The sequence below is a fragment of the Dasania marina DSM 21967 genome, assembly GCF_000373485.1.
In the GTDB taxonomy this organism is placed as follows: domain Bacteria; phylum Pseudomonadota; class Gammaproteobacteria; order Pseudomonadales; family Dasaniaceae; genus Dasania; species Dasania marina.
The window spans coordinates 737,003-756,892 of the sequence record NZ_KB891575.1 but is presented as its reverse complement, the minus strand read 5'-3'; the positions used below and the strand labels follow the sequence as shown (position 1 = coordinate 756,892).

General features: G+C 46.9%; 18 protein-coding genes. 12 read left to right on the top strand and 6 right to left on the bottom strand.

Annotated features, from left to right (window positions below; translation table 11 throughout):
- Window positions 1–46: 46 nt before the first annotated feature.
- The 9 genes from atpE (at window position 47) to glmS (ending at window position 9,275) form a co-directional block, all read left to right on the top strand.
- Window positions 47–286, top strand: a complete 240-nt coding sequence (atpE, locus tag B067_RS0103500) for a F0F1 ATP synthase subunit C (RefSeq protein WP_019528668.1) — start codon at window positions 47–49, stop codon at window positions 284–286.
- A 61-nt stretch (window positions 287–347) separates the two neighbouring features.
- Window positions 348–818, top strand: coding sequence for a F0F1 ATP synthase subunit B (locus tag B067_RS0103495; protein WP_026244382.1), 471 nt, complete (start codon window positions 348–350; stop codon window positions 816–818).
- Window positions 819–842: 24 nt separating this feature from the next.
- Window positions 843–1,379 (top strand): F0F1 ATP synthase subunit delta, encoded by a 537-nt coding sequence (locus B067_RS0103490; RefSeq protein ID WP_019528666.1) that lies wholly within the window; start codon window positions 843–845, stop codon window positions 1,377–1,379.
- A 95-nt stretch (window positions 1,380–1,474) separates the two neighbouring features.
- On the top strand, window positions 1,475–3,019 hold the full coding sequence (gene atpA / locus B067_RS0103485; protein ID WP_019528665.1) for a F0F1 ATP synthase subunit alpha: 1,545 nt from the start codon (window positions 1,475–1,477) through the stop codon (window positions 3,017–3,019).
- A 72-nt stretch (window positions 3,020–3,091) separates the two neighbouring features.
- Entirely contained in the window at window positions 3,092–3,955 is an 864-nt protein-coding gene (gene atpG, locus B067_RS0103480) for a F0F1 ATP synthase subunit gamma (RefSeq protein ID WP_026244381.1), read from the top strand.
- Between the two features lie 62 nt (window positions 3,956–4,017).
- On the top strand, window positions 4,018–5,415 hold the full coding sequence (atpD, locus tag B067_RS0103475) for a F0F1 ATP synthase subunit beta (protein ID WP_019528663.1): 1,398 nt from the start codon (window positions 4,018–4,020) through the stop codon (window positions 5,413–5,415).
- A gap of 47 nt (window positions 5,416–5,462) precedes the next feature.
- Window positions 5,463–5,885 (top strand): F0F1 ATP synthase subunit epsilon, encoded by a 423-nt coding sequence (locus B067_RS0103470; RefSeq protein ID WP_019528662.1) that lies wholly within the window; start codon window positions 5,463–5,465, stop codon window positions 5,883–5,885.
- Between the two features lie 143 nt (window positions 5,886–6,028).
- Complete coding sequence (gene glmU, locus B067_RS0103465; RefSeq protein ID WP_019528661.1) at window positions 6,029–7,399, top strand: bifunctional UDP-N-acetylglucosamine diphosphorylase/glucosamine-1-phosphate N-acetyltransferase GlmU; 1,371 nt, start codon at window positions 6,029–6,031, stop codon at window positions 7,397–7,399.
- Window positions 7,400–7,442: 43 nt separating this feature from the next.
- Entirely contained in the window at window positions 7,443–9,275 is a 1,833-nt protein-coding gene (gene glmS / locus B067_RS0103460; protein ID WP_019528660.1) for a glutamine--fructose-6-phosphate transaminase (isomerizing), read from the top strand.
- Between the two features lie 83 nt (window positions 9,276–9,358).
- Here glmS and B067_RS0103455 read toward each other — a convergent pair whose 3' ends face one another.
- Window positions 9,359–10,636, bottom strand: coding sequence for a diguanylate cyclase (locus B067_RS0103455; protein WP_019528659.1), 1,278 nt, complete (start codon window positions 10,634–10,636; stop codon window positions 9,359–9,361).
- Between the two features lie 82 nt (window positions 10,637–10,718).
- Between B067_RS0103455 and B067_RS0103450 the strand changes: the two genes are divergently transcribed.
- Window positions 10,719–11,120, top strand: coding sequence for an SMI1/KNR4 family protein (locus B067_RS0103450; protein WP_019528658.1), 402 nt, complete (start codon window positions 10,719–10,721; stop codon window positions 11,118–11,120).
- Between the two features lie 241 nt (window positions 11,121–11,361).
- Here B067_RS0103450 and B067_RS0103445 read toward each other — a convergent pair whose 3' ends face one another.
- From B067_RS0103445 to def, 5 genes are all read right to left on the bottom strand, one after another.
- A complete protein-coding gene (locus B067_RS0103445) occupies window positions 11,362–12,810 on the bottom strand; it encodes a TrkH family potassium uptake protein (RefSeq protein WP_019528657.1) in 1,449 nt (482 codons plus the stop codon).
- A complete protein-coding gene (gene trkA / locus B067_RS0103440; protein ID WP_019528656.1) occupies window positions 12,810–14,183 on the bottom strand; it encodes a Trk system potassium transporter TrkA in 1,374 nt (457 codons plus the stop codon). The genes B067_RS0103445 and trkA overlap by 1 nt, the downstream gene beginning before the upstream one ends.
- A 156-nt stretch (window positions 14,184–14,339) precedes the next feature.
- A complete protein-coding gene (rsmB, locus tag B067_RS0103435; protein ID WP_019528655.1) occupies window positions 14,340–15,638 on the bottom strand; it encodes a 16S rRNA (cytosine(967)-C(5))-methyltransferase RsmB in 1,299 nt (432 codons plus the stop codon).
- Window positions 15,635–16,588: a methionyl-tRNA formyltransferase gene (gene fmt, locus B067_RS0103430; protein WP_019528654.1), complete on the bottom strand. Its 954-nt coding sequence runs from the start codon at window positions 16,586–16,588 to the stop codon at window positions 15,635–15,637. Before fmt ends, rsmB begins: the two co-directional genes overlap by 4 nt.
- 52 nt (window positions 16,589–16,640) lie before the next feature.
- Window positions 16,641–17,147, bottom strand: a complete 507-nt coding sequence (def, locus tag B067_RS0103425; RefSeq protein WP_019528653.1) for a peptide deformylase — start codon at window positions 17,145–17,147, stop codon at window positions 16,641–16,643.
- Window positions 17,148–17,384: 237 nt separating this feature from the next.
- On the opposite strand from def, the gene B067_RS0103415 reads away from it, so the two are divergent.
- Both B067_RS0103415 and dprA read left to right on the top strand, forming a co-directional pair.
- Window positions 17,385–18,419: a LysM peptidoglycan-binding domain-containing protein gene (locus tag B067_RS0103415; RefSeq protein WP_026244378.1), complete on the top strand. Its 1,035-nt coding sequence runs from the start codon at window positions 17,385–17,387 to the stop codon at window positions 18,417–18,419.
- Window positions 18,420–18,591: 172 nt separating this feature from the next.
- On the top strand, window positions 18,592–19,719 hold the full coding sequence (dprA, locus tag B067_RS0103410; protein WP_019528651.1) for a DNA-processing protein DprA: 1,128 nt from the start codon (window positions 18,592–18,594) through the stop codon (window positions 19,717–19,719).
- Window positions 19,720–19,890 lie beyond the last annotated feature (171 nt).

The following is a 19,890-nucleotide window of genomic DNA, read 5'->3' as shown; positions in this document are numbered from 1 at the left end:
TACATTAACTTTAACTTTTTATTTTTAATAAAATTGGAGACGAAAAATGGGTCTTGCATTGATTGCTGTTGCTCTTTTAATTGGTTTAGGTGCTGCTGGTACTGCGATAGGTTTCGGTCTATTAGGTGGTAAGTTGCTTGAAGGTTCAGCGCGTCAGCCTGAAATGGCTCCTATGCTACAAGGTAAAATGTTCCTTATCGCTGGTTTATTGGATGCAGTTCCAATGATCGGTGTTGGTATTGGCATGTACGTATTGTTCGTTATCGTTCCGACTTTAGCTGCATAATTTAAGTTAGAAACGATTTACTAACTCTTACTTAACAATGCAAACAAGCTGAGGTGTCGGCGTGAACATTAATCTGACTTTAATTGGCCAGTCCATTACATTCCTTGCGTTTGTATGGTTCTGCAAAGCCTATGTTTGGACTGCTATACGCAGTGCAATGGATGAGCGCGAAGCGCAAATTGCTGATGGCCTAGAAGCTGCTGACCGTGCTGGTAGAGATTTAGAACTAGCACAGGAAAAAGCGACTCAACAACTTCGCAAAGCGAAAGAGGAAGCCGCTGGCATCATTGATGCTGCTAATAAGCGCGGGACTCAAATCGTAGAAGAAGCCAAAGATACGGCTCGCGAAGAAGGTGAACGCTTAAAGGTTGCAGCCAAAGCTGAAATCGAACAAGAAGCTAACCGTGCTAAAGAGCACTTGCGTGGGCAAGTTGCTAGTTTAGTTATGGCTGGTGCCGAGAAGGTACTAGAGAGCTCTATCGATCCAGCACAACATAAAGCACTAGTTGAAAAACTAGCTGCCGGTCTGTAAAGGCTAGGTGTAAACGAGGTTATTATGGCTGAATTAAGCACCCTGGCGAGACCCTATGCAAAAGCAGCGTTTGAATATGCTGATGGTGCTAATGGCTTGGCTGAATGGTCAACCCAGCTAGCAACAGCAGCCGCCGTTGCCCAAGCAGATACTATTAAAAAGGTGCTGACGTCACCTTCACTAACGACTGAACAGCAAGCACAAACCTTTATTGATGTTTGTGGCGATGCGTTAAGTGGTAAAGCGCAAAACTTTATAAGAGTGTTGGCAGAAAACAAGCGCCTTAGTTTGTTAGCTGAAATATCCACACTGTATGAAGCTTTTAAAGCTAACCGTGAAAAATGTGTTGATGTTGATATCGCTACCGCTTTTGAGCTGGATGCCGATGTACAAGATCAGCTAGCAAAAGCTTTAACCGGCAAGCTAGAACGCGAAGTCAAAGTACAAGCTCACGTAGATAAAAGCTTGATTGGTGGTGTGATCATACGCGCAGCCGATATAGTAATAGACGCGAGCATACGTGGCCGCTTAGCTAAGCTTGGCGAGGCCATGAAAGCTTAATAAGTTTTTGTTTACGTAATTAATAGTGTTATTAATTACGTTTAACTAGCACTCCTGGACAGAAATCCCTAGATGAAGGGATTGAGGAAAAGAACATGCAACAGCTGAATCCATCAGAGATTAGCGAAATTATCAAAGGCCGCATCGATCAACTTGATGTGACTAGTGAAGCCCAAAACGAAGGTACTGTTGTTTCTGTAACTGACGGTATTATTCGTATCCATGGTCTTACCAATGTTATGTTTGGTGAGATGATAGAGTTTGAAGGCGGCGTTTATGGTATGGCGCTTAACCTTGAGCGTGACTCAGTAGGTGCAGTAGTACTAGGTGGTTACCAAACCTTAGCGGAAGGCCAAACCTGCAAATGTACTGGCCGCGTACTTGAAGTGCCGGTAGGTCCTGAGTTACAGGGTCGTGTAGTTGATGCTCTGGGTATCCCTATCGATGGCAAAGGCCCTTTGGGCAATAAAACCACAGACTTTATTGAAAAAATCGCACCGGGTGTAATCGAGCGTCAATCAGTTGATCAGCCAGTGCAAATTGGTTTGAAAGCCGTTGATGCGATGGTACCTATCGGCCGTGGCCAACGTGAGTTAATCATTGGTGACCGTCAGATTGGTAAAACAGCGATTGCTGTTGACGCCATCATCAACCAAAAAGATTCTGGTATTAAGTGTATCTATGTTGCGATAGGCCAAAAAGCTTCATCGATTGCAGCAGTAGTACGTAAATTAGAAGAGCACGGCGCAATGGAGCACACCATTATTGTTGCTGCTACCGCTTCTGACCCTGCGGCTATGCAATACCTAGCCCCTTTTGCGGGCTGTACCATGGGTGAATATTTCCGTGATCGCGGTGAAGATGCTCTGGTTATTTACGATGATTTGACCAAGCAAGCTTGGGCTTACCGTCAAATATCCTTGCTACTACGTCGTCCACCAGGCCGTGAAGCCTATCCGGGTGATGTATTCTATTTGCACTCGCGTTTATTAGAGCGTGCATCACGTGTTAACGCTAACTACGTTGAAAAATTCACCAATGGTGAAGTGAAAGGCAAAACCGGTTCATTAACCGCGCTACCTATCATTGAAACACAAGCAGGTGACGTATCGGCTTTCGTACCGACTAACGTTATCTCTATCACCGATGGCCAAATCTTCCTAGAAGCTGACATGTTTAACAGTGGTAACCGCCCAGCAATGGATGCCGGTATTTCTGTGTCGCGTGTAGGTGGTGCAGCGCAAACTAAAGTAATGAAGAAGTTGTCAGGTGGTATACGTACTGCTTTGGCACAATACCGCGAATTAGCGGCCTTCTCCCAGTTTGCCTCAGATCTAGATGAAGCCACTAAAGCACAGCTAGACCACGGTGAGCGTGTAACCGAATTAATGAAGCAAAAGCAATATGCGCCACAAAATGTTGCCGAAATGGGCTTAATGGTTTACTGCGCTAACGAAGGTCATTTGAAAGATGTTGAAGTTGCTAAAATAGTTGATTTTGAATCAGCCCTACTTTCTTTCATGAACAGCGAATACGCTGACACCATGAAAGCCATCGCCACTTCAGGTGATTGGAACGGCGACTTTGAAGCAAAATTCAAAGAAGGCGTTGAGAAGTTTAAAGCGACTCAGACCTACTAGTTTTTACTGGGGTTAGAGTCGCGACTCTGACCCCATAAAAATAGAATTGGTTAAATAATTTAGGTTATTTATATGGCAAGCGGAAAAGAAATACGGACTCAGATATCGAGTATCCAGAGTACGCAAAAAATTACTAACGCAATGGAAATGGTTGCGGCCAGTAAAATGCGTAAGGCGCAAGAACGCATGAATGTGGGCAAGCCTTATGCACAGCGTATACGCTCGGTAGTAGGTCATATTGCTAACGCAAACCCTGAATACAAGCATATGTATATGCTGCAGCGCGAAGTAAAACGCGTTGGCTTTATTATCATTTCAACTGATAGAGGCTTATGCGGCGGTTTAAACACAAACTTGTTTAAGGCGGCGATCAAGGGCATGAAAGCCTATGCCGATCAAAATGTAGAAATTGATCTATGTTTAGTTGGTGCCAAAGCAGCAGCATTCTTTAATAATTATGGCGGCAACGTCGTTGCGGCAGTACGTGACTTAGGTGAAGACCCTGCAGTATCTGACTTAATTGGCGGTGTTAAGGTTATGTTGGATGCCTATGCTGAAGGTAAAATCGATAAGCTGTACTTAGTCAGTAATGGTTTTGTAAATACCATGACACAAACACCTAAGCTTGAGCAATTATTGCCTTTACTTGCGGAAGAGAACAAACAACTAAAGCATCATTGGGATTATCTTTACGAGCCAGATGCACAAGAGCTTTTAGATGGCTTATTGGTTCGTTATGTAGAGTCACAAGTTTATCAATCAGTGGTTGAAAATGGTGCCTGTGAACAGGCGTCGCGCATGCTGGCAATGAAAAATGCCACCGACAATGCGGGCGACTTAATTGACGATTTACAATTGGTTTATAACAAAGCCCGTCAATCTGCGATTACCCAAGAGCTTTCTGAAATTGTAAGTGGTGCTGCTGCGATTGGTTAATCGTGTTGGCTAATAAAACAACAAGTTTTTTAAATTTAAAAATATTGGTAGAGGATCCGGAAATGAGTAGCGGACGTATCGTACAAATAATAGGCGCGGTAATCGATGTGGAATTTCCACGCGATGCAGTACCACGTGTTTACGACGCACTGATGGTCACAGAAAAAGGTTTAACCTTAGAAGTTCAGCAACAATTGGGCGACGGTATCGTTCGTACAATTGCGATGGGTCCTTCAGAAGGTGTAAGCCGTGGTCTTTCAGTTGATAACACTAACGCGCCAATTTCTGTACCGGTAGGTATCGAAACTTTGGGTCGCATCATGGACGTTTTGGGTAACCCTATTGATGAGTGTGGCCCCATCGGTGAAAAAGAGCGTGCCTCTATACACCGTAAAGCGCCTGCTTATGATGAGTTATCTGCCTCTGAAGAGTTGCTAGAAACTGGTATCAAAGTTATAGACCTAGTCTGCCCATTTGCTAAGGGTGGTAAAGTAGGTTTATTCGGTGGTGCTGGTGTTGGTAAAACTGTAAACATGATGGAGTTGATCAACAACATCGCGCTAGAGCACAGTGGTCTATCTGTATTCGCAGGTGTTGGTGAGCGTACTCGTGAAGGTAACGATTTTTACTACGAGATGCAGGAATCAGGCGTTGTAAACGTTGAGAACTTCTCTGAATCAAAAGTTGCCATGGTTTACGGCCAAATGAACGAGCCCCCAGGAAACCGTTTACGTGTTGCCCTGACTGGTTTGACCATGGCTGAAAAATTCCGTGATGAAGGTAAAGACGTACTGTTATTTATCGATAATATTTATCGTTACACACTGGCCGGAACCGAGGTGTCAGCACTGTTAGGTCGTATGCCTTCAGCGGTAGGTTACCAGCCTACACTGGCGCAAGAAATGGGTGAGTTGCAGGAGCGTATAACCTCAACCAAAACAGGTTCTATCACATCTATTCAAGCGGTATACGTACCTGCGGATGACTTGACTGACCCCTCGCCTGCTACCACCTTTGCTCACTTAGATTCAACGGTAGTATTAAGCCGTGATATCGCTGCTAAAGGCATATACCCAGCGGTAGATCCACTAGACTCGACTTCGCGTCAGTTGGATCCATTGACTGTTGGCCAAGAGCATTATGACGTTGCTCGCGGTGTACAAACTGTATTACAGCGCTATAAAGAGCTTAAAGACATCATCGCCATTTTAGGCATGGATGAATTGTCTGAAGAAGATAAGCAAACGGTAAACCGTGCTCGTAAGATTGAGCGCTTCTTATCTCAGCCTTTCCACGTTGCTGAAATATTTACCGGCTCACCAGGTAAATATGTAACATTAAAAGAGACTATATCTAGTTTCAAAGGCTTGTTAGCTGGCGAATACGATCACATTCCAGAGCAAGCGTTCTACATGTGTGGCGGTATAGACGAAGTATTAGAAAAAGCGAAGAAAATGTAAGAGAGCGTTGCTCTCTTACTATTCGTCTTTTATAAGAGGTTTAAAAAATGGCTATGACTGTACATTGCGACATCGTTAGTGCTGAAGAGGCAATTTTCTCAGGCCTAGTCGAAACGCTAGTAGCAACAGGTACCTTGGGTGACTTAGGTATTAGCTACGGCCACGCGCCATTGTTAACGTCGCTAGTGCCAGGCCCTATACGCATTAAAAAGCAAAACGGTGAAGAAGAGGTTTACTACGTTTCTGGTGGTTTCCTCGAAGTTCAGCCGGGTGTGGTTAGCGTTTTAGCCGATACAGCTATACGTGCTAACGACTTGGATGAAGCTGCAGCTGCGGAAGCACAAAAAGAAGCTGAGCATGCTTTAGCGAATCAAAGTGGCGACTTTGATTATGGTAGGGCTGCGTCACAACTGGCTGCCGCCGCTGCGCAATTGCGCACCATACAGCAAATTCGTAAAAAAATGGGCTGAACGGCTGTTAACAAGTAATCGCATTAAAGGGTGGCTTAGGCTACCCTTTTTTATGTACAGCATAAACCGCGTTTGATTAAAATAAAAAAGCGAAAGCTAGTCATAGTCTAAAACGCTTTCACTACACTTTGAGGGATACAAAAGTGACACATGAAGTTGTTATCTTAGCAGCGGGCCAAGGCACTCGCATGCGCTCAAAACTACCAAAAGTTTTACACAAGCTTGCTGGCAGATCTATGTTAGCTCATGTTATTGATAGCGCGAAAGCAACACATGCGCAAACCATACATATCGTAATAGGACATGGCGCAGAGCAGGTAAAAGCCCATATACAAGATAATGTATCTTGGGTATTACAAACTGAACAATTGGGAACGGGCCATGCTGTAGCACAAGCCCTACCCCAGCTTAACCCCGATAGCCTAGTGCTTATTAGCTATGGTGATGTGCCCCTAGTTAAACCACAAACCTTGCAAAAATTACTAGCACTGGCGGATGAAAACACCCTAGCATTGTTAACGGTTAACCTAGCAGAGCCTAGCGGTTATGGCCGCATAGTACGCAACGAAGCTAAGCAGGTTGTGGCAATAGTTGAGCAGAAAGACGCCCGCGCAGAGCAACTCAATATTGCAGAAGTTAATACCGGTATGATGGCGGTAGCCGCTAAGCATCTACAGCAGTGGTTGCCGGCCTTGTCCTCTAAAAATGCCCAGGGCGAATACTATCTTACCGATATTATCAGCATGGCGGTAAGCCATGGCGTGGTAGTAAAAACAGAACAGCCGGAGCATGAATGGGAGGTACAAGGTGCCAACAACCGTGAGCAAGTGGCGGAGCTAGAGCGCCATTATCAGCTACAGCAAGCGCAGCTATTAATGGCTGAAGGTGCCAGCTTGGCTGATCCTCGCCGCATAGATGTGCGTGGTAACTTAACGGTGGGTGTAGATGTTAACATCGATGTAAACTGTGTTTTTATTGGCGACGTACAGCTAGCCGATGATGTTTCTATAGGGCCTAACTGCATTATAGAAAACAGCTCTATAGGGCAAGGTACGGTGGTTAAAGCTAACAGTGTGATCGAACAGAGTGTTATCGCTGAATACTGTGATATAGGCCCTTTCGCTAGGCTGCGGCCAGGTACGCAGCTTGCTAATAAAGCTAAAATAGGCAATTTTGTAGAAACTAAAAAAGCCATAATCGGTGAGGGTAGTAAAGTGAATCACCTCAGTTATATTGGTGATTGCACTATAGGGGTAAGCGCTAACATCGGCGCAGGTACTATTACCTGCAACTACGATGGCGTAAATAAATATCAAACCCATATTGGTGACGGTGCCTTTATAGGGTCTAATAGTGCTTTAGTAGCCCCGCTAACTATAGGTAATATGGCCACAATTGGTGCCGGGTCTACCGTCACCAGCGATGTGACAGAAAACAGTTTGGCAGTAGCCAGAGGCAAGCAGCGAGAAATAAGCAATTGGTCGCGGCCGGTAAAAACAAACAAGAAAAAGTAAGAGTAGCTAAGCCTTCTCAATAATTATTACTTGGAAAAATTGTATGTGTGGAATAGTCGGTGCTGCAGCGCGTAGAGAAGTTGCAGCCATATTAGTTGAAGGATTAAAGCGCTTAGAATACCGAGGCTATGACTCAGCTGGCGTAGCGATTATTAATCATCAAGGTGAAATAGGCTGCCACAAGCGCATGGGCAAAGTGGCAGTATTAGATGAGGCGGTAAAGCAGCAACCGCTAAGCGGAAGCTTAGGCATAGCGCATACCCGGTGGGCTACCCACGGTAAACCCTCAGAAGAAAACGCCCACCCTCACCTATCTAATAATGAAATTGCCTTGGTGCACAATGGCATTATAGAAAACCATGAGCAGCTGCGTAAGCAGCTCAGCGCTCAGGGTTATGTGTTTGTATCACAAACCGACACCGAAACTATCGTCCATTTAATTCACTCTCTTATGAAAAGTGGCGATGATTTGTTTAGCGCGGTTAAGCAGGCGGTAAAGCAATTAGAAGGCGCCTTTGGTTTAGCGGTTATACACAAAAATGAGCCCGAGCGTATTGTTTGTGCCCGTAGTGGCAGTCCCCTAGTATTAGGTTTAGGGATAGGCGAAAACTTCTTAGCCTCCGATCAGCTAGCGCTGCGTCAAGTCACCGATAGGTTTATCTATTTAGAAGAAGGTGATTTTGCGGTATTAACACCTGATAGTTATGACATTTATGATGATGCCGGTGAGTTAGTCAGCCGCGAACTAGTACAACTTACCGATAAAACGAAAAGCGCCGATAAAGGTAAGTATCGTCACTACATGCTAAAAGAAATTTATGAGCAGCCAGAGGTAATCAAAGACACTCTACGGGGTCGCATTTCTAAAGATAAAATTTTAGAGCAGGCCTTTGGTGCGCAAGCAACAGCCATTTTTGATAAAACCAAAGCGGTACAAATTATTGCATGCGGCACCAGCTATCATTCGGGCATGGTGGCCAAATATCTGATAGAAGGTATAGCAGGGGTACCTTGTAGAGTAGAGGTTGCCAGTGAATTTCGCTATAGAAAATTTGTGGTGCAAGATGACACCTTAATCGTCACCATCTCACAATCGGGTGAAACGGCTGATACTTTAGCGGCACTGCGCTTAGCGAAAACTCTGGGCTATGCTGCGACCATGACGATTTGTAATGTCGCGCAAAGCTCGCTAGTGCGTGAATCAGACTTAGCCTTAATGACAGAAGCTGGTCCCGAAGTAGGTGTGGCATCAACTAAAGCCTTTACCACTCAGCTAGTGGCTTTAGTACTGTTAACCATAGCTTTAGGCAAACGTCATGGTTTAAGCGCCGAGAAAGAAGCGGAAATGGTGTCCAACTTACACCAGTTGCCGCAATTACTAAGCGATGTATTAGCGCTGGATAAACCCATACAAAAAATGTCAGAGGCCTTTGCCGATAAACATAATGCCTTGTTTTTAGGGCGTGGTGTGCAATGGCCAGTGGCTATGGAAGGCGCGCTGAAACTAAAAGAAATTTCCTATATACACGCCGAAAGCTACCCGGCCGGCGAACTAAAACACGGGCCATTGGCGTTAGTTGATAGTGAAATGCCTATTGTAGCAGTAGCACCTAACGATGAGTTGTTGGAAAAATTAAAATCCAACCTTGAAGAGGTGCAAGCTAGAGGTGGTCAGCTATTTGTTTTTGCGGATCACAAATCAGGTTTTAATAGCGGCGAAGGCATTACTGTTATCAAGCTACCAGAAGTGCCCGAATTAATAGCCCCTATTGTTTACACTATTCCTTTGCAGCTACTGTCTTATCACGTAGCGGTATTGAAAGGTACGGATGTAGATCAGCCGCGTAATTTGGCTAAGTCAGTAACAGTGGAATAAAAAAGTCTCTAGTGGGTAGTCGCTAGTCTCTAGTAAAGCGTGTTAGCTTGTAGTGACTAGTCACTACAAGCTAGCGACTGGATTCATTGTTTAAAAACGACGCAGTTACGGCCGCTTTCTTTCGCTTCGTAAACGGCTTCGTCGGCGCGAGAAAACAAACTGGCGAAGTCATTTTCATCTTCTTTCAGTGTTGCTAAACCAAAGCTGGCGCTAACATCTATGCCGGCAGGTTTTAGCTTTTCTATACTTTGGCGTAGATCTTCGGCAATATTAATCGCGTCTTGAAAGCTGCAGTGATCTAACAACACCACAAACTCTTCACCGCCAAAGCGAGCAACGATATCTTCCCAGCGCACGCCGCTAACAAGTTGAGCAGCAACCGCTTGCAATACTTTATCGCCGACACTGTGGCCGTGAGTATCGTTAATCGCTTTGAAAAAATCGATGTCGACAACCATTAAACATAAAAACTGTTTTTGTCGCTGCGCTTGCTGGATACGTTTAGGGGCCATATCCATTAAATAATGACGGTTATACAGGCTGGTTAGCTGATCGGTTAGCGCTAGGCGCTCTAGTTGCTCTTGTTTGTTATTGAGGCTAGTTAATAGCTGTCGACTCTTAACCAAGTTTCCTATGCGCGCCAACAGCTCTTCATTCATTACCGGCTTGGAGACATAGTCATTAATACCGGCCGAAAAAAGCTCCAACTTCCTAGCGTTATCATTAAAGCTGCTAATCGCAATAATGGGGGTAGATTTTTTGTCCTCAGAGACCGAGTCGCGCACGGCTCTAACCACAACCAAGCCGCTTAAATCGGCTAACACGACATCGGTAAGTAGTAGATCATAGTAGTTGTCATCAAAGGCCTCTATACCCTCCTCTGCAGTTAAAAAGTGGTCTACATGGTAGCCGTTATCTTCCAATGTAGAAGTGACTAAAAAGGCGGTGCTGGCACTGTCCTCTATGTATAAAATTTGGCCGCTATTGCTGTTTTCAGCATTTAAGCGTTCAACCATATTTTCTATGTAGAGTTGAAATCCGGAAAAGTCTTGTTTGTGAAATAGGTCGGTGACGCCAGCTTCTAAGGCGAGCTTGTTTGTTTCAGCTTCCTTGGCGGGGGTAAGCATAATAATAGGGATATGCTTATAGCTGTGATGCTGGCGCACCTCGCGGCAAAAATCTAAACTGTCGTTGCCAGTAAGGTTAATAGTAATGCAGATGATATCGAAATGCTGATGCTGTATAGCGGGCGCAGCATCGTCGACTGTATTTACAGCAACAGTGGTGATGCTATAGCTCTCTAATAATTTAGCGAGCATCTGCCGATAAGAGCTAGAGGAGTCAATAATTAGAGCATTCATTAAAACTATCTTAACCTAATAATTACAATATAGCTTAGACTATAGCGGCAAAACAGCCACAAAAGTTATAGGAGATGTGCGTGTGGATGAAATTATAGAGGCGTTGCGTTCAGCTAATGAGCTGGTACCGCTGCCCTTAGAGTTACCGGATGAAGAGACTCTAGTAGAAATCGAAGAGCAGTTATTTGTAGCCTTAGGTGCCGACTTTAAAGATTTTTTATTAAACGTTAGTGATGTGGTTTATGGCAGCTTAGAGCCAGTCACCGCTGCCGACCCCAACTCTCACACCTATCTGCCCGAAGTGGCGGCTATTGCTTGGGATAGAGGTTTATCTCGGGAACTACTCCCCGTTTGTGAAAGTGGTGAAGGTTATTATTGTATAGATGAAGTGGGCAAGATCAGTTACTGGGAAAATGGCGAGTTGTCAGAACAAACCTGGAATCATATTTGGGATTGGGCGCAAGAAGTCTGGTTAGAGAGTTAAATGTTGAGTCTTTAGTTGACAGTCGCTAGTCGCTAGAACAAGAATTTTAGAGACTAGAGACTAGAGACTAGAGACTAGAGACTAGAGACTAGAGACTAGAGACTAGAGACTAGAGACTAGAGACTAGAGACTAGAGACTAGANACTAGAGACTAGAGACTAGAGACTAGAGACTAGAGACTAGAGACTAGAGACTAGAGACTAGAGACTAGAGACTAGAGACTAGAGACTAGAGACTGTTCTTACTGCCGCCAAAAAGCGGGGGTTAGCAACACCAGTAAAGTAAACACCTCTAAGCGCCCTAGTAACATAGAGAAGCTTAAAATCCACTGCTCGGGCTCCGAGGCTGAACTAAAGTTAGCGGCGGTATCCCCCAGCCCAGGGCCTAAGTTATTAAGTGTGGCTACTACCGATGAGTAGGCTGTAGTTTGATCCATGCCGCACATCATTAGCGCCATCATAATACTGAGAAAGGCAAACACATAAACCGCAAAGAAACTCCATACCGCGCTAATCACCTTAGCCTCTACCCGCCGCCGACCCACCTTTAAAGGTATGACCGCATTGGGGTGTATCAGCTGATGTAGCTCGCGTATACCCTGCTTCATAATCAACATCACCCGCACCGCCTTCATACCACCGCCGGTAGAACCGGCACAGCCGCCCATAAATGACAGCATGATTAAAAAGAAGGGGATAAAGCTTGGCCAAGCCGCAAAAGGCTCGGTGGTAAAACCCGTAGTGGTGGCGATGGAGATAGTCTGGAAAATACCGTGTAGCAGGGCGTCACTAATGCCGTAGTGTTCGTGGTAATACAAAAAGCTACACACCACAATACAGCCAAATAATAAAACCCTTACATAAAAGGCCGTTTCCGAATCGCGAAAATAATGGCTGATGCCACGGTTACGCCAGGCATAAAAATGTAGGGCAAAGTTAATGCCGGCTACTAACATATAAAAGCTACAAATCATCATAATAGCCGTGCTATCAAAGTAACCTATGCTGTCGTCGTGGGTAGAAAACCCCCCTATCGCTACGGTGGAAAAGGCATGGCAGATGGCATCAAACGCCGACATCCCCGCCAGCCAATAGGCCAAGGCGCAACTCAGGGTGAGCATCACATACACGATAAATAGCGCTTTGGCGGTTTCAGTAATTCGCGGCGTGAGTTTACTGTCTTTAACCGGCCCCGGTGTTTCGGCGCGGTATAGCTGCATACCGCCTATACCCAGCATGGGTAAAATCGCCACGGCGATAACAATAATACCGATGCCGCCAAACCACTGTAGTTGCTGTCGATAAAATAAAATGGAGTGCGGCAGTTCATCCAAATGGGTCATCACCGTAGCACCGGTGGTGGTTAAACCGGAAACCGATTCAAACACCGCCTCACTAATCACCAAGTCGGTATTACTGTTAAGAATAAAGGGCAACGACCCAAATATACCTAGTACCGTCCAGAACAAGGCGGTGATTAAAAAGCCATCGCGGGTGCGCAGCTCGCCGCGTTTTTTATACACCGGCAGCCACATAAATAAGCCGCAGCTAAAGGTCAGTAAAAAGGCCCAGATAAAGCCTTTGTGGGCACCATCCGCATACCAAAAGCTAACCAGTAAGGGGCTGAGCTGAGTTAAGCTGAACAGCATTAACAAAATGCCTAAAATGCGTAGTATTAATAAAATATGCATTAGAAAAAGCTAAAGCCCACTTGGAATAAACGCTCTACATGTTTGATTTTCGATTTATCCGCCAGGAATAAAATCACGTGATCGTCGGTTTTTATGACAATATTGCGATGGGCAATTAACACTTCATCGTTGCGCACTATGGCGCCTATAGTAACGCCTTGGGGTAAATTAATGTCGTCTAAGCGCTTGCCCACAATTTTGGAAGAGCGTTCATCGCCGTGGGCAATCAGCTCTATCGCTTCGGCTACACCACGGCGCAAAGAGTGTACGCTGGAAATATCCCCGCGGCGGATGTGGGTAAGCAGGCTGCCCATAGTGATTTGCTGGGGTGAGATGGCGATATCAATTTCGCCGCCCTGCATTAAGTCTACATAGGCGGTGTTGGTGATCAGGGTAATCACCTTTCTTGCGCCCATACGTTTGGCGAGTAACGAGGACATGATATTGGCGTCATCATCATTGGTTAGCGCGCAGAAAATATCAATATCATCGATGTTCTCTGAGGCCAACAGGTCGTTGTCGGAGGCGCTGCCATGCAAAACAATAGCGTGGTTTAGTGTTTCCGAGAGCTGGCGGCAACGCTTGTAGTCGCGCTCTATGACTTTCACTTTGTAATTTTTTTCTATCGATTGTGCTAAGCGCAAGCCTATATTGCCGCCACCGGCAATCATAATGCGTTTGTAGTTGCGATCGACATTACGCAGCTCGCTGAGTACCGGCAAAATATTTTTCTTGGCGGCGATATAAAACACTTCATCCCCCGCCTCTATCACCGTGGTGGCCTTGGGGGTAATCGCGCGATCCTTACGAAAAATAGCCGCTACCCGGGTGTCTATATGGGGCATATGGCGACGTATTTCCTGTAGCTCGTTGCCCACTAGTGGGCCATCACTATAGGCTTTTACTGCTACCAACTGGGCCTTGCCCTTAGCAAAATCCAATACCTGCAAAGTGCCTGGGTATTCAATTAGCCGTTGTATGTAATGGGTGACCAACAACTCAGGGCTGATAATAAAATCGATGGGGATAAGTTTGTTGCAAAATAATTCGGGGTGGTCGTGGTAGGCAGTGGAACGTATGCGGGCAATTTTTTTGGGGGTACGAAACAAGGCGTAGGCAATTTGGCAGGCCGCCATATTAATTTCGTCAGAGTTTGTGACCGCGATTAACATGTCGGCATCATCGGCGCCAGCCCGTCGCAATACATCGGGATGTGAGGCATGCCCCGTGACGACACCTATATCCAATCGGTCTTGTAATTCATTTAACCGGTCAGCGTTGGAATCCACTAAGGTGATGTCGTTATTTTCATCGGCTAAGTGCGCCGCCAGCGTGCCGCCGACTTGGCCTGCCCCGAGAATAATTATTTTCATTGGCGTATGTGTTTGGTATTAGGGTGTAGGTAGCGTTTTATATGGCCCTAGTAAGGCATGGTGACTGCATTAAAAGGGCTTGTTTATATAATTAAATGATAAAAAGCAATTGTATGCCTTAATCCGGGAAAGTGTTAGCTGCGATTGGGCGAATCGTTACGCTTTGCGCAATAAGGCGTAATAAAAACCATCGTGGCCATCGGGCTGCGGAAATAATTGGCGGCCATAAGGACGCTCTAATCCCCATTCTGCGGCTATAGGGCAATGCTCGGCGTTAGCTTGTTGTTGGCAAAAAGCGGCGACCACCTGCTCGTTTTCGTCGGGCAAGATAGAGCACGTGGCGTACAGCAATAAACCGCCGGGTTTTAAGCTGGGCCATAGCGCAGTTAAAATCTCTAGCTGCAGTTCGGCCAATTGCACGATGTCTTCAGGGCGTCTATGGGCTTTGATATCGGGGTTGCGGCGTATGACACCGGTGGCCGAGCAAGGCGCGTCTAGTAAGATGCGGTCAAAGGGCTGGCCATCCCACCACTTATCGACTTCAGTGGCATTACTGCATTTTAAATCGGCTTGTAAGTGTAAGCGCTGCAGGTTTTCGCTAACCCGCAGCAGGCGTTGTTGGTCTATATCTACGGCCAACAGTTGCGCCAACTCAGGCTGGGCTTCTAACATGTGGCAGGTTTTGCCTCCTGGGGCGCAGCACATATCCAACACCCGCTGCCCGGGCTGCAAATCTAATAGCGCCACACCTAGCTGCGGCGCTTCGTCCTGCACACTCACCCAACCCTCGGCAAACTGTGGCAGTTGTTGTACGCCTGTCGCTTGTTGTAAGCGGATACCCGCTGGCGCGTGGCTACAGGCTTGTGCGGCTATGTCGGCGTTTAAGAGCTGTTGTAAATAATCATCCCGCGTGCTTTTTTGGCTATTAACCCGCAGACACATAGGGGGGTGTTGGTTGTTAGCGTTTTGTATTTGCTCGGCCTGCTCTGGCCAGGCTTGTTGTATGGCTTGGTGTAGCCACTCGGGATGCGCTAGCTGTTGCGCCGGGCTGAGTTGCTGCTCTAACTGCTCACGGTTACGCTGCCATTGACGCAGCACGCCATTGACTAAGTTTTTGGCCCAGGGCTTTTTTAGCGCGCGGGTGGCGTTAACCGTAGCCGATACGGCGGCGTGATCGGGTATGCGCATATCGCTGAGCTGGTAGATGCCCAGCAAGATCAGCATATGTATGTCGCAGTCTTTAGTTTTAAACGGTTTTTGCAGTAATTGCCCGCTTAAACCTTCTAGCTTGGGCTGCCAGCGCAGTACGCCATAACAGAGCTGCCTAAATAGCGCGCGGTCGCGTTCGCTAACTTGCGCTTCAAATTCGGGGATTTGCTGTGATAAGGAGCTGCCTTTGCTAACGCTTGCTAAGCAGCGGGCAGCAGTAGCGCGGCAATCTTGCACCTTGCTCATAACTCGCCCAGCTGTAGGCCGGGGTAAAACAACTCGGCTTTAGAGTTCATCAGCGCGGCTATATCTAGGGCTTTACCGCCGGGTAGTTGTATTACGGCTAGGCTTAGGCTGTTTTGGCCGCAGTTAACAATCAGTTGTTTTTTGTCTACCGTACTTAGCGTGCCGGCAGCACCACTCTGCCCTGCGACTACCGAGGCTTGCCAAATTTTTAAACGCTCACCGTTAAGCGTGGTATAGCTGACGGGGAAAGGGTTAAAAGCGCGCACTTTACGGGCAATAAGCTCGGCGTCTAAATGCCAATCTATCAGCATGTCAGCCTTATCCATTTTGCTGGCGTAGTTGCTGAGGCTATCGTCCTGCGCTTGCGGCTGTGCGTTACCGTTGGCCAATTGTTGCAGCGCAGTTAGCAAGGCGGGCTGGCCTACGGTGATCAGCTTGTCGTGCAGGCTGCCGCCGGTGTCTTGCTCAGTGATAGCGCAAGTGGCTGTTAGCAACATGGCGCCAGTATCTAGGCCCACATCCATTTGCATAATAGTGACACCGGTTTCGCTATCACCCGCTTCTATGGCGCGTTGTATCGGTGCGGCCCCGCGCCAGCGTGGTAGTAGTGAGGCGTGTACGTTGATGCAGCCTAGCCTTGGGGTGTCTAATGCCGTTTTAGGTAGTAATAAGCCGTAGGCTACAACCACCATCAAATCAGCATTAAGCTCGGCCAGTTTTTGCTGGGCGTCGCTGTCTTTAAGGCTTAGCGGTTGATAAACCGGGATACCGTGGCTTAACGCTAGGGCTTTAACAGGGCTGGGTTTGAGTTTTTTGCCGCGCCCGGCGGGCCGGTCGGGCTGGCTGTAAACGGCGATAATATCGTGTTGGCCGTCATCTAGCAGGGCTTGCAGGTGGCTGGCGGCGAAATCGGGAGTACCCGCAAAAATGAGTTGTAAGCGTTGGCTCATGGTATCCCTAAGAAGGCGGTGTAAGGGCCAGCAAAGGCCCGCACGAAAGTGTTTAGGCGTTCTTTTTGTGCTCTTTTTCTAGCTTTTTGCGTATGCGCTGGCGCTTGAGGCTAGAGAGGTAGTCGACAAACAACTTGCCCTCCAAGTGGTCTATCTCATGCTGTATGCACACCGCCAATAGGCCTTGCGGCTCTAGCTCAAAAGGCTGGCCATCGCGGTCTAGGGCTTTAACCCGTATGTGCTCAGGGCGAGTGACGGTTTCATAAAAGCCAGGTATGGATAAGCAGCCTTCGTCGTAATCAAATAAGTGATCGTCTAATACGGTGACTTCCGGGTTGATAAATACCTGCGGATCGCTTTGGTCTTCGCTGGTGTCTATAACCACGATGCGCTGGTGTACATCCACCTGTGAGGCGGCTAGGCCCACGCCCGGTGCGGCATACATGGTTTCAAGCATGTCGTCGATGAGCTGCCGAGTTTGATCGGTTACCTGCACTACCGGTTTGGCGATAGTGCGCAGTTTTGGGTCTGGAAATTCGAGAATGTTTAATATGGTCATGATAGATTGTGACAAACTTCTAGTAAAAAAGTAAAAACAGCTGCTAAGATTATGATCAGCAAGTAAATAATGATATTTAGATTAGTACTAAATTGACCTACTGATCAGGTTTTAGCTGCTATAGTATACAGGTTGCTAATAATAATTGCCCATAGTGCTGGGGTATTGAATGGCATTAATCGCCGCAAATTCGATGGCTAAAGCTACAAAGGCATGTTCCATGAAAGGATTAACGTTATGAAAAAATCGATATTGGGAACCGTCCTAATGTTGGTGCTGTCGCTAGTATCCCTGCCCAGCCTTGCTGCGGGCGATACCTTGGCTTTAAAAGCAGATCATCCCCAAACCTATGTAGTAAAAAAGGGCGATACCCTGTGGCATATATCGGGCCTGTTTTTAAAAGACCCTTGGTTATGGCCTAAAATCTGGCATGTTAATCCACAAGTGGATAACCCCCACCTGATTTACCCCGGCGATCAATTAAACCTCGTTTATATCAACGGCCAGCCCAAGCTGGTGGTTAAGCGCAACCGCGATGTCAAACTGACGCCTTCGGTACGGGTGTCTGATTTAGATAAAGCCATCCCCGCTATTCCCATGGACGCAGTGGCGCCTTTCTTGTCTAACAGCCGAGTATTAACGACTGCCACCTTAGATGAGGCCCCCTATGTTTTAGCAGGTAAATCAGGTCACATTATTTCGGGTGCCGGTGATGAGTTATATGCCCGAGGTGAGTTTGATGATGAGCAAAAGGCTTACGGTATCTTCCGCAAAGGCGATGCTTATATAGACCCAGACAGCGGTGAAGTCTTAGGTATACAAGCCTTCTCGGTAGCTGGTGCCAAGCTGATAGCACAAGATAAAAGTGTCGCCACCCTAGCCTTAAACTCAACCTCGGAAGAGGTGCGCCGCGGTGACAGATTGTTGCCCGATGAAGATAGAGACTTATTTGCCAACTTCCACCCCAGTGCGCCTGCCGATGAGATGTCAGGCTACATCATTGCGGTAGAGGGCGGTGTTTCACAAATAGGTTCTATGGATGTGGTGGTGATCAATAAAGGTACGCGCGAGAATGTGGAGGTAGGCCAAATTATGGCTATCTACCGTCGAGGCGAATTAGTCCGCGATCAAATATCAAAAGACGTGGTGAAAGTGCCCGACACCCGCGCTGGCTTATTAATGGTGTTTAGAACTTTTGAGAAAGTAAGTTACGCCTTAGTGTTAAGAGCTACCGAGGTTTTATCAGTAAACGACAAAATCAAAAACCCTTAAGGTTTAGTTTAAAACCCTTAAGGGTTAGTGCAAAACCCTTAAAGTTTAGTGATAGTAACGTTTAGTGAAGCAGTAAAAGCCACAACAGGCCGTTGTGGCTTTTTTATTAAAAACGCGTATACAACTTTCTTATTCATCTGCGATTTAATAAAAACCGGTTTAAGGATGAACCATGGATACAGAACAACCCTTCCCCGATGGCCTAATCGCCCTTGCGCTACATCAAACCCAGCTAACAGATAAACAACTACGTGCTTTATTGCTAGAGGCTGGCTCATTGCTGCAGCTATTGAGGCTGCCCATAGCAACACTGCAACAGTACGAATTAAACCTAAGCCAGCAAGCAGAACTTGCGGACTTGGAGCAGCAGCTGCATCAGGCCTATGCTGATAACAGTTTGTTGACGCAACAATGGCAGTATTGCCTAGAGCACAACATAGGCATACTTAGCTTAAATCACCCCGCCTATCCGGCGTTGCTAAAACAAACCTACGATCCGCCGCCGCTACTTTACTACCGAGGCAATATAGATCTGCTAAACAGCCCGCAACTGGCCATGGTGGGCAGCCGCCGTAGCAGCCAGCAAGGCAATAAAAATGCCCACGCCTTCGCCAAAGCCTTGGCAGGGGCGGGGTTTACCGTCACCAGTGGCATGGCATTGGGTATAGATACCGCAAGCCACCAAGGGGCGATGGCTGCCGATGGCAATACCCTTGCGGTACTGGGTACGGGAATAGATATTATTTACCCACGCCGTAATCACGAGTTATATCAAGCAATAGCGGAGCAAGGCTTAATTATTAGTGAGCTGCCGTTAGGCAGCGCCCCACTGAAAGGCCACTTCCCGCGCCGCAACCGTATTATCAGTGGCATGAGCCTAGGCGTACTCGTAGTTGAGGCCAGCTTAAAAAGCGGCTCACTCATTACCGCCCAATGCGCGCTAGAACAAGGCCGCGAAGTATTCGCTATACCCAGCTCCATACATAATATCGCCAGCCATGGCTGCCACACCTTAATAAGGCAGGGCGCAAAGCTAGTAGAAACAGTAGAACACGTACTAGAAGAGTTGACTGGCTGGCTGCCTCCCGTGTCAGAACAGCCGCAACAACAAACATTACTGCCGGTGATATCTCTACAGCAACAGCAACTTCTGGAGCAACTAGGCTACGACCCGCTGCCTATAGACTTATTACAGCAGCGCCTCAATATCCCCATCACCGAGCTTATGGCAACGCTAGTGCAGCTAGAGCTAGAGGGCTTGGTGGAAAATGTGGGAGGGAGTTATCAGAGGGTTGTTTAGGGGGGGAGTCTCTAGTGGGTAGTTCCTAGTTCCTAGTCGCTAGTGAAAAGATTAGAAAGCGCTGGACAGCGGCAGTAGATGCCGCAAGCTTTTCACTATCGACTATCGACTATCGACTATCGACTATCGACTATCGACTATCGACTATCGACTATCGACTATCGACTATCG

Bases quoted from the DNA above. Each gene is read 5' to 3' on its own strand.
- atpE (WP_019528668.1), top strand. From the start codon at position 47: ATGGGTCTTGCATTGATTGCTGTTGCTCTTTTAATTGGTTTAGGTGCT.
- B067_RS0103490 (WP_019528666.1), top strand. From the start codon at position 843: ATGGCTGAATTAAGCACCCTGGCGAGACCCTATGCAAAAGCAGCGTTT.
- atpA (WP_019528665.1), top strand. From the start codon at position 1,475: ATGCAACAGCTGAATCCATCAGAGATTAGCGAAATTATCAAAGGCCGC.
- atpG (WP_026244381.1), top strand. From the start codon at position 3,092: ATGGCAAGCGGAAAAGAAATACGGACTCAGATATCGAGTATCCAGAGT.
- atpD (WP_019528663.1), top strand. From the start codon at position 4,018: ATGAGTAGCGGACGTATCGTACAAATAATAGGCGCGGTAATCGATGTG.
- B067_RS0103470 (WP_019528662.1), top strand. From the start codon at position 5,463: ATGGCTATGACTGTACATTGCGACATCGTTAGTGCTGAAGAGGCAATT.
- glmS (WP_019528660.1), top strand. From the start codon at position 7,443: ATGTGTGGAATAGTCGGTGCTGCAGCGCGTAGAGAAGTTGCAGCCATA.
- B067_RS0103455 (WP_019528659.1), bottom strand. From the start codon at position 10,636: ATGAATGCTCTAATTATTGACTCCTCTAGCTCTTATCGGCAGATGCTC.
- B067_RS0103445 (WP_019528657.1), bottom strand. From the start codon at position 12,810: ATGCATATTTTATTAATACTACGCATTTTAGGCATTTTGTTAATGCTG.
- trkA (WP_019528656.1), bottom strand. From the start codon at position 14,183: ATGAAAATAATTATTCTCGGGGCAGGCCAAGTCGGCGGCACGCTGGCG.
- rsmB (WP_019528655.1), bottom strand. From the start codon at position 15,638: ATGAGCAAGGTGCAAGATTGCCGCGCTACTGCTGCCCGCTGCTTAGCA.
- fmt (WP_019528654.1), bottom strand. From the start codon at position 16,588: ATGAGCCAACGCTTACAACTCATTTTTGCGGGTACTCCCGATTTCGCC.
- def (WP_019528653.1), bottom strand. From the start codon at position 17,147: ATGACCATATTAAACATTCTCGAATTTCCAGACCCAAAACTGCGCACT.
- B067_RS0103415 (WP_026244378.1), top strand. From the start codon at position 17,385: ATGAAAAAATCGATATTGGGAACCGTCCTAATGTTGGTGCTGTCGCTA.
- dprA (WP_019528651.1), top strand. From the start codon at position 18,592: ATGGATACAGAACAACCCTTCCCCGATGGCCTAATCGCCCTTGCGCTA.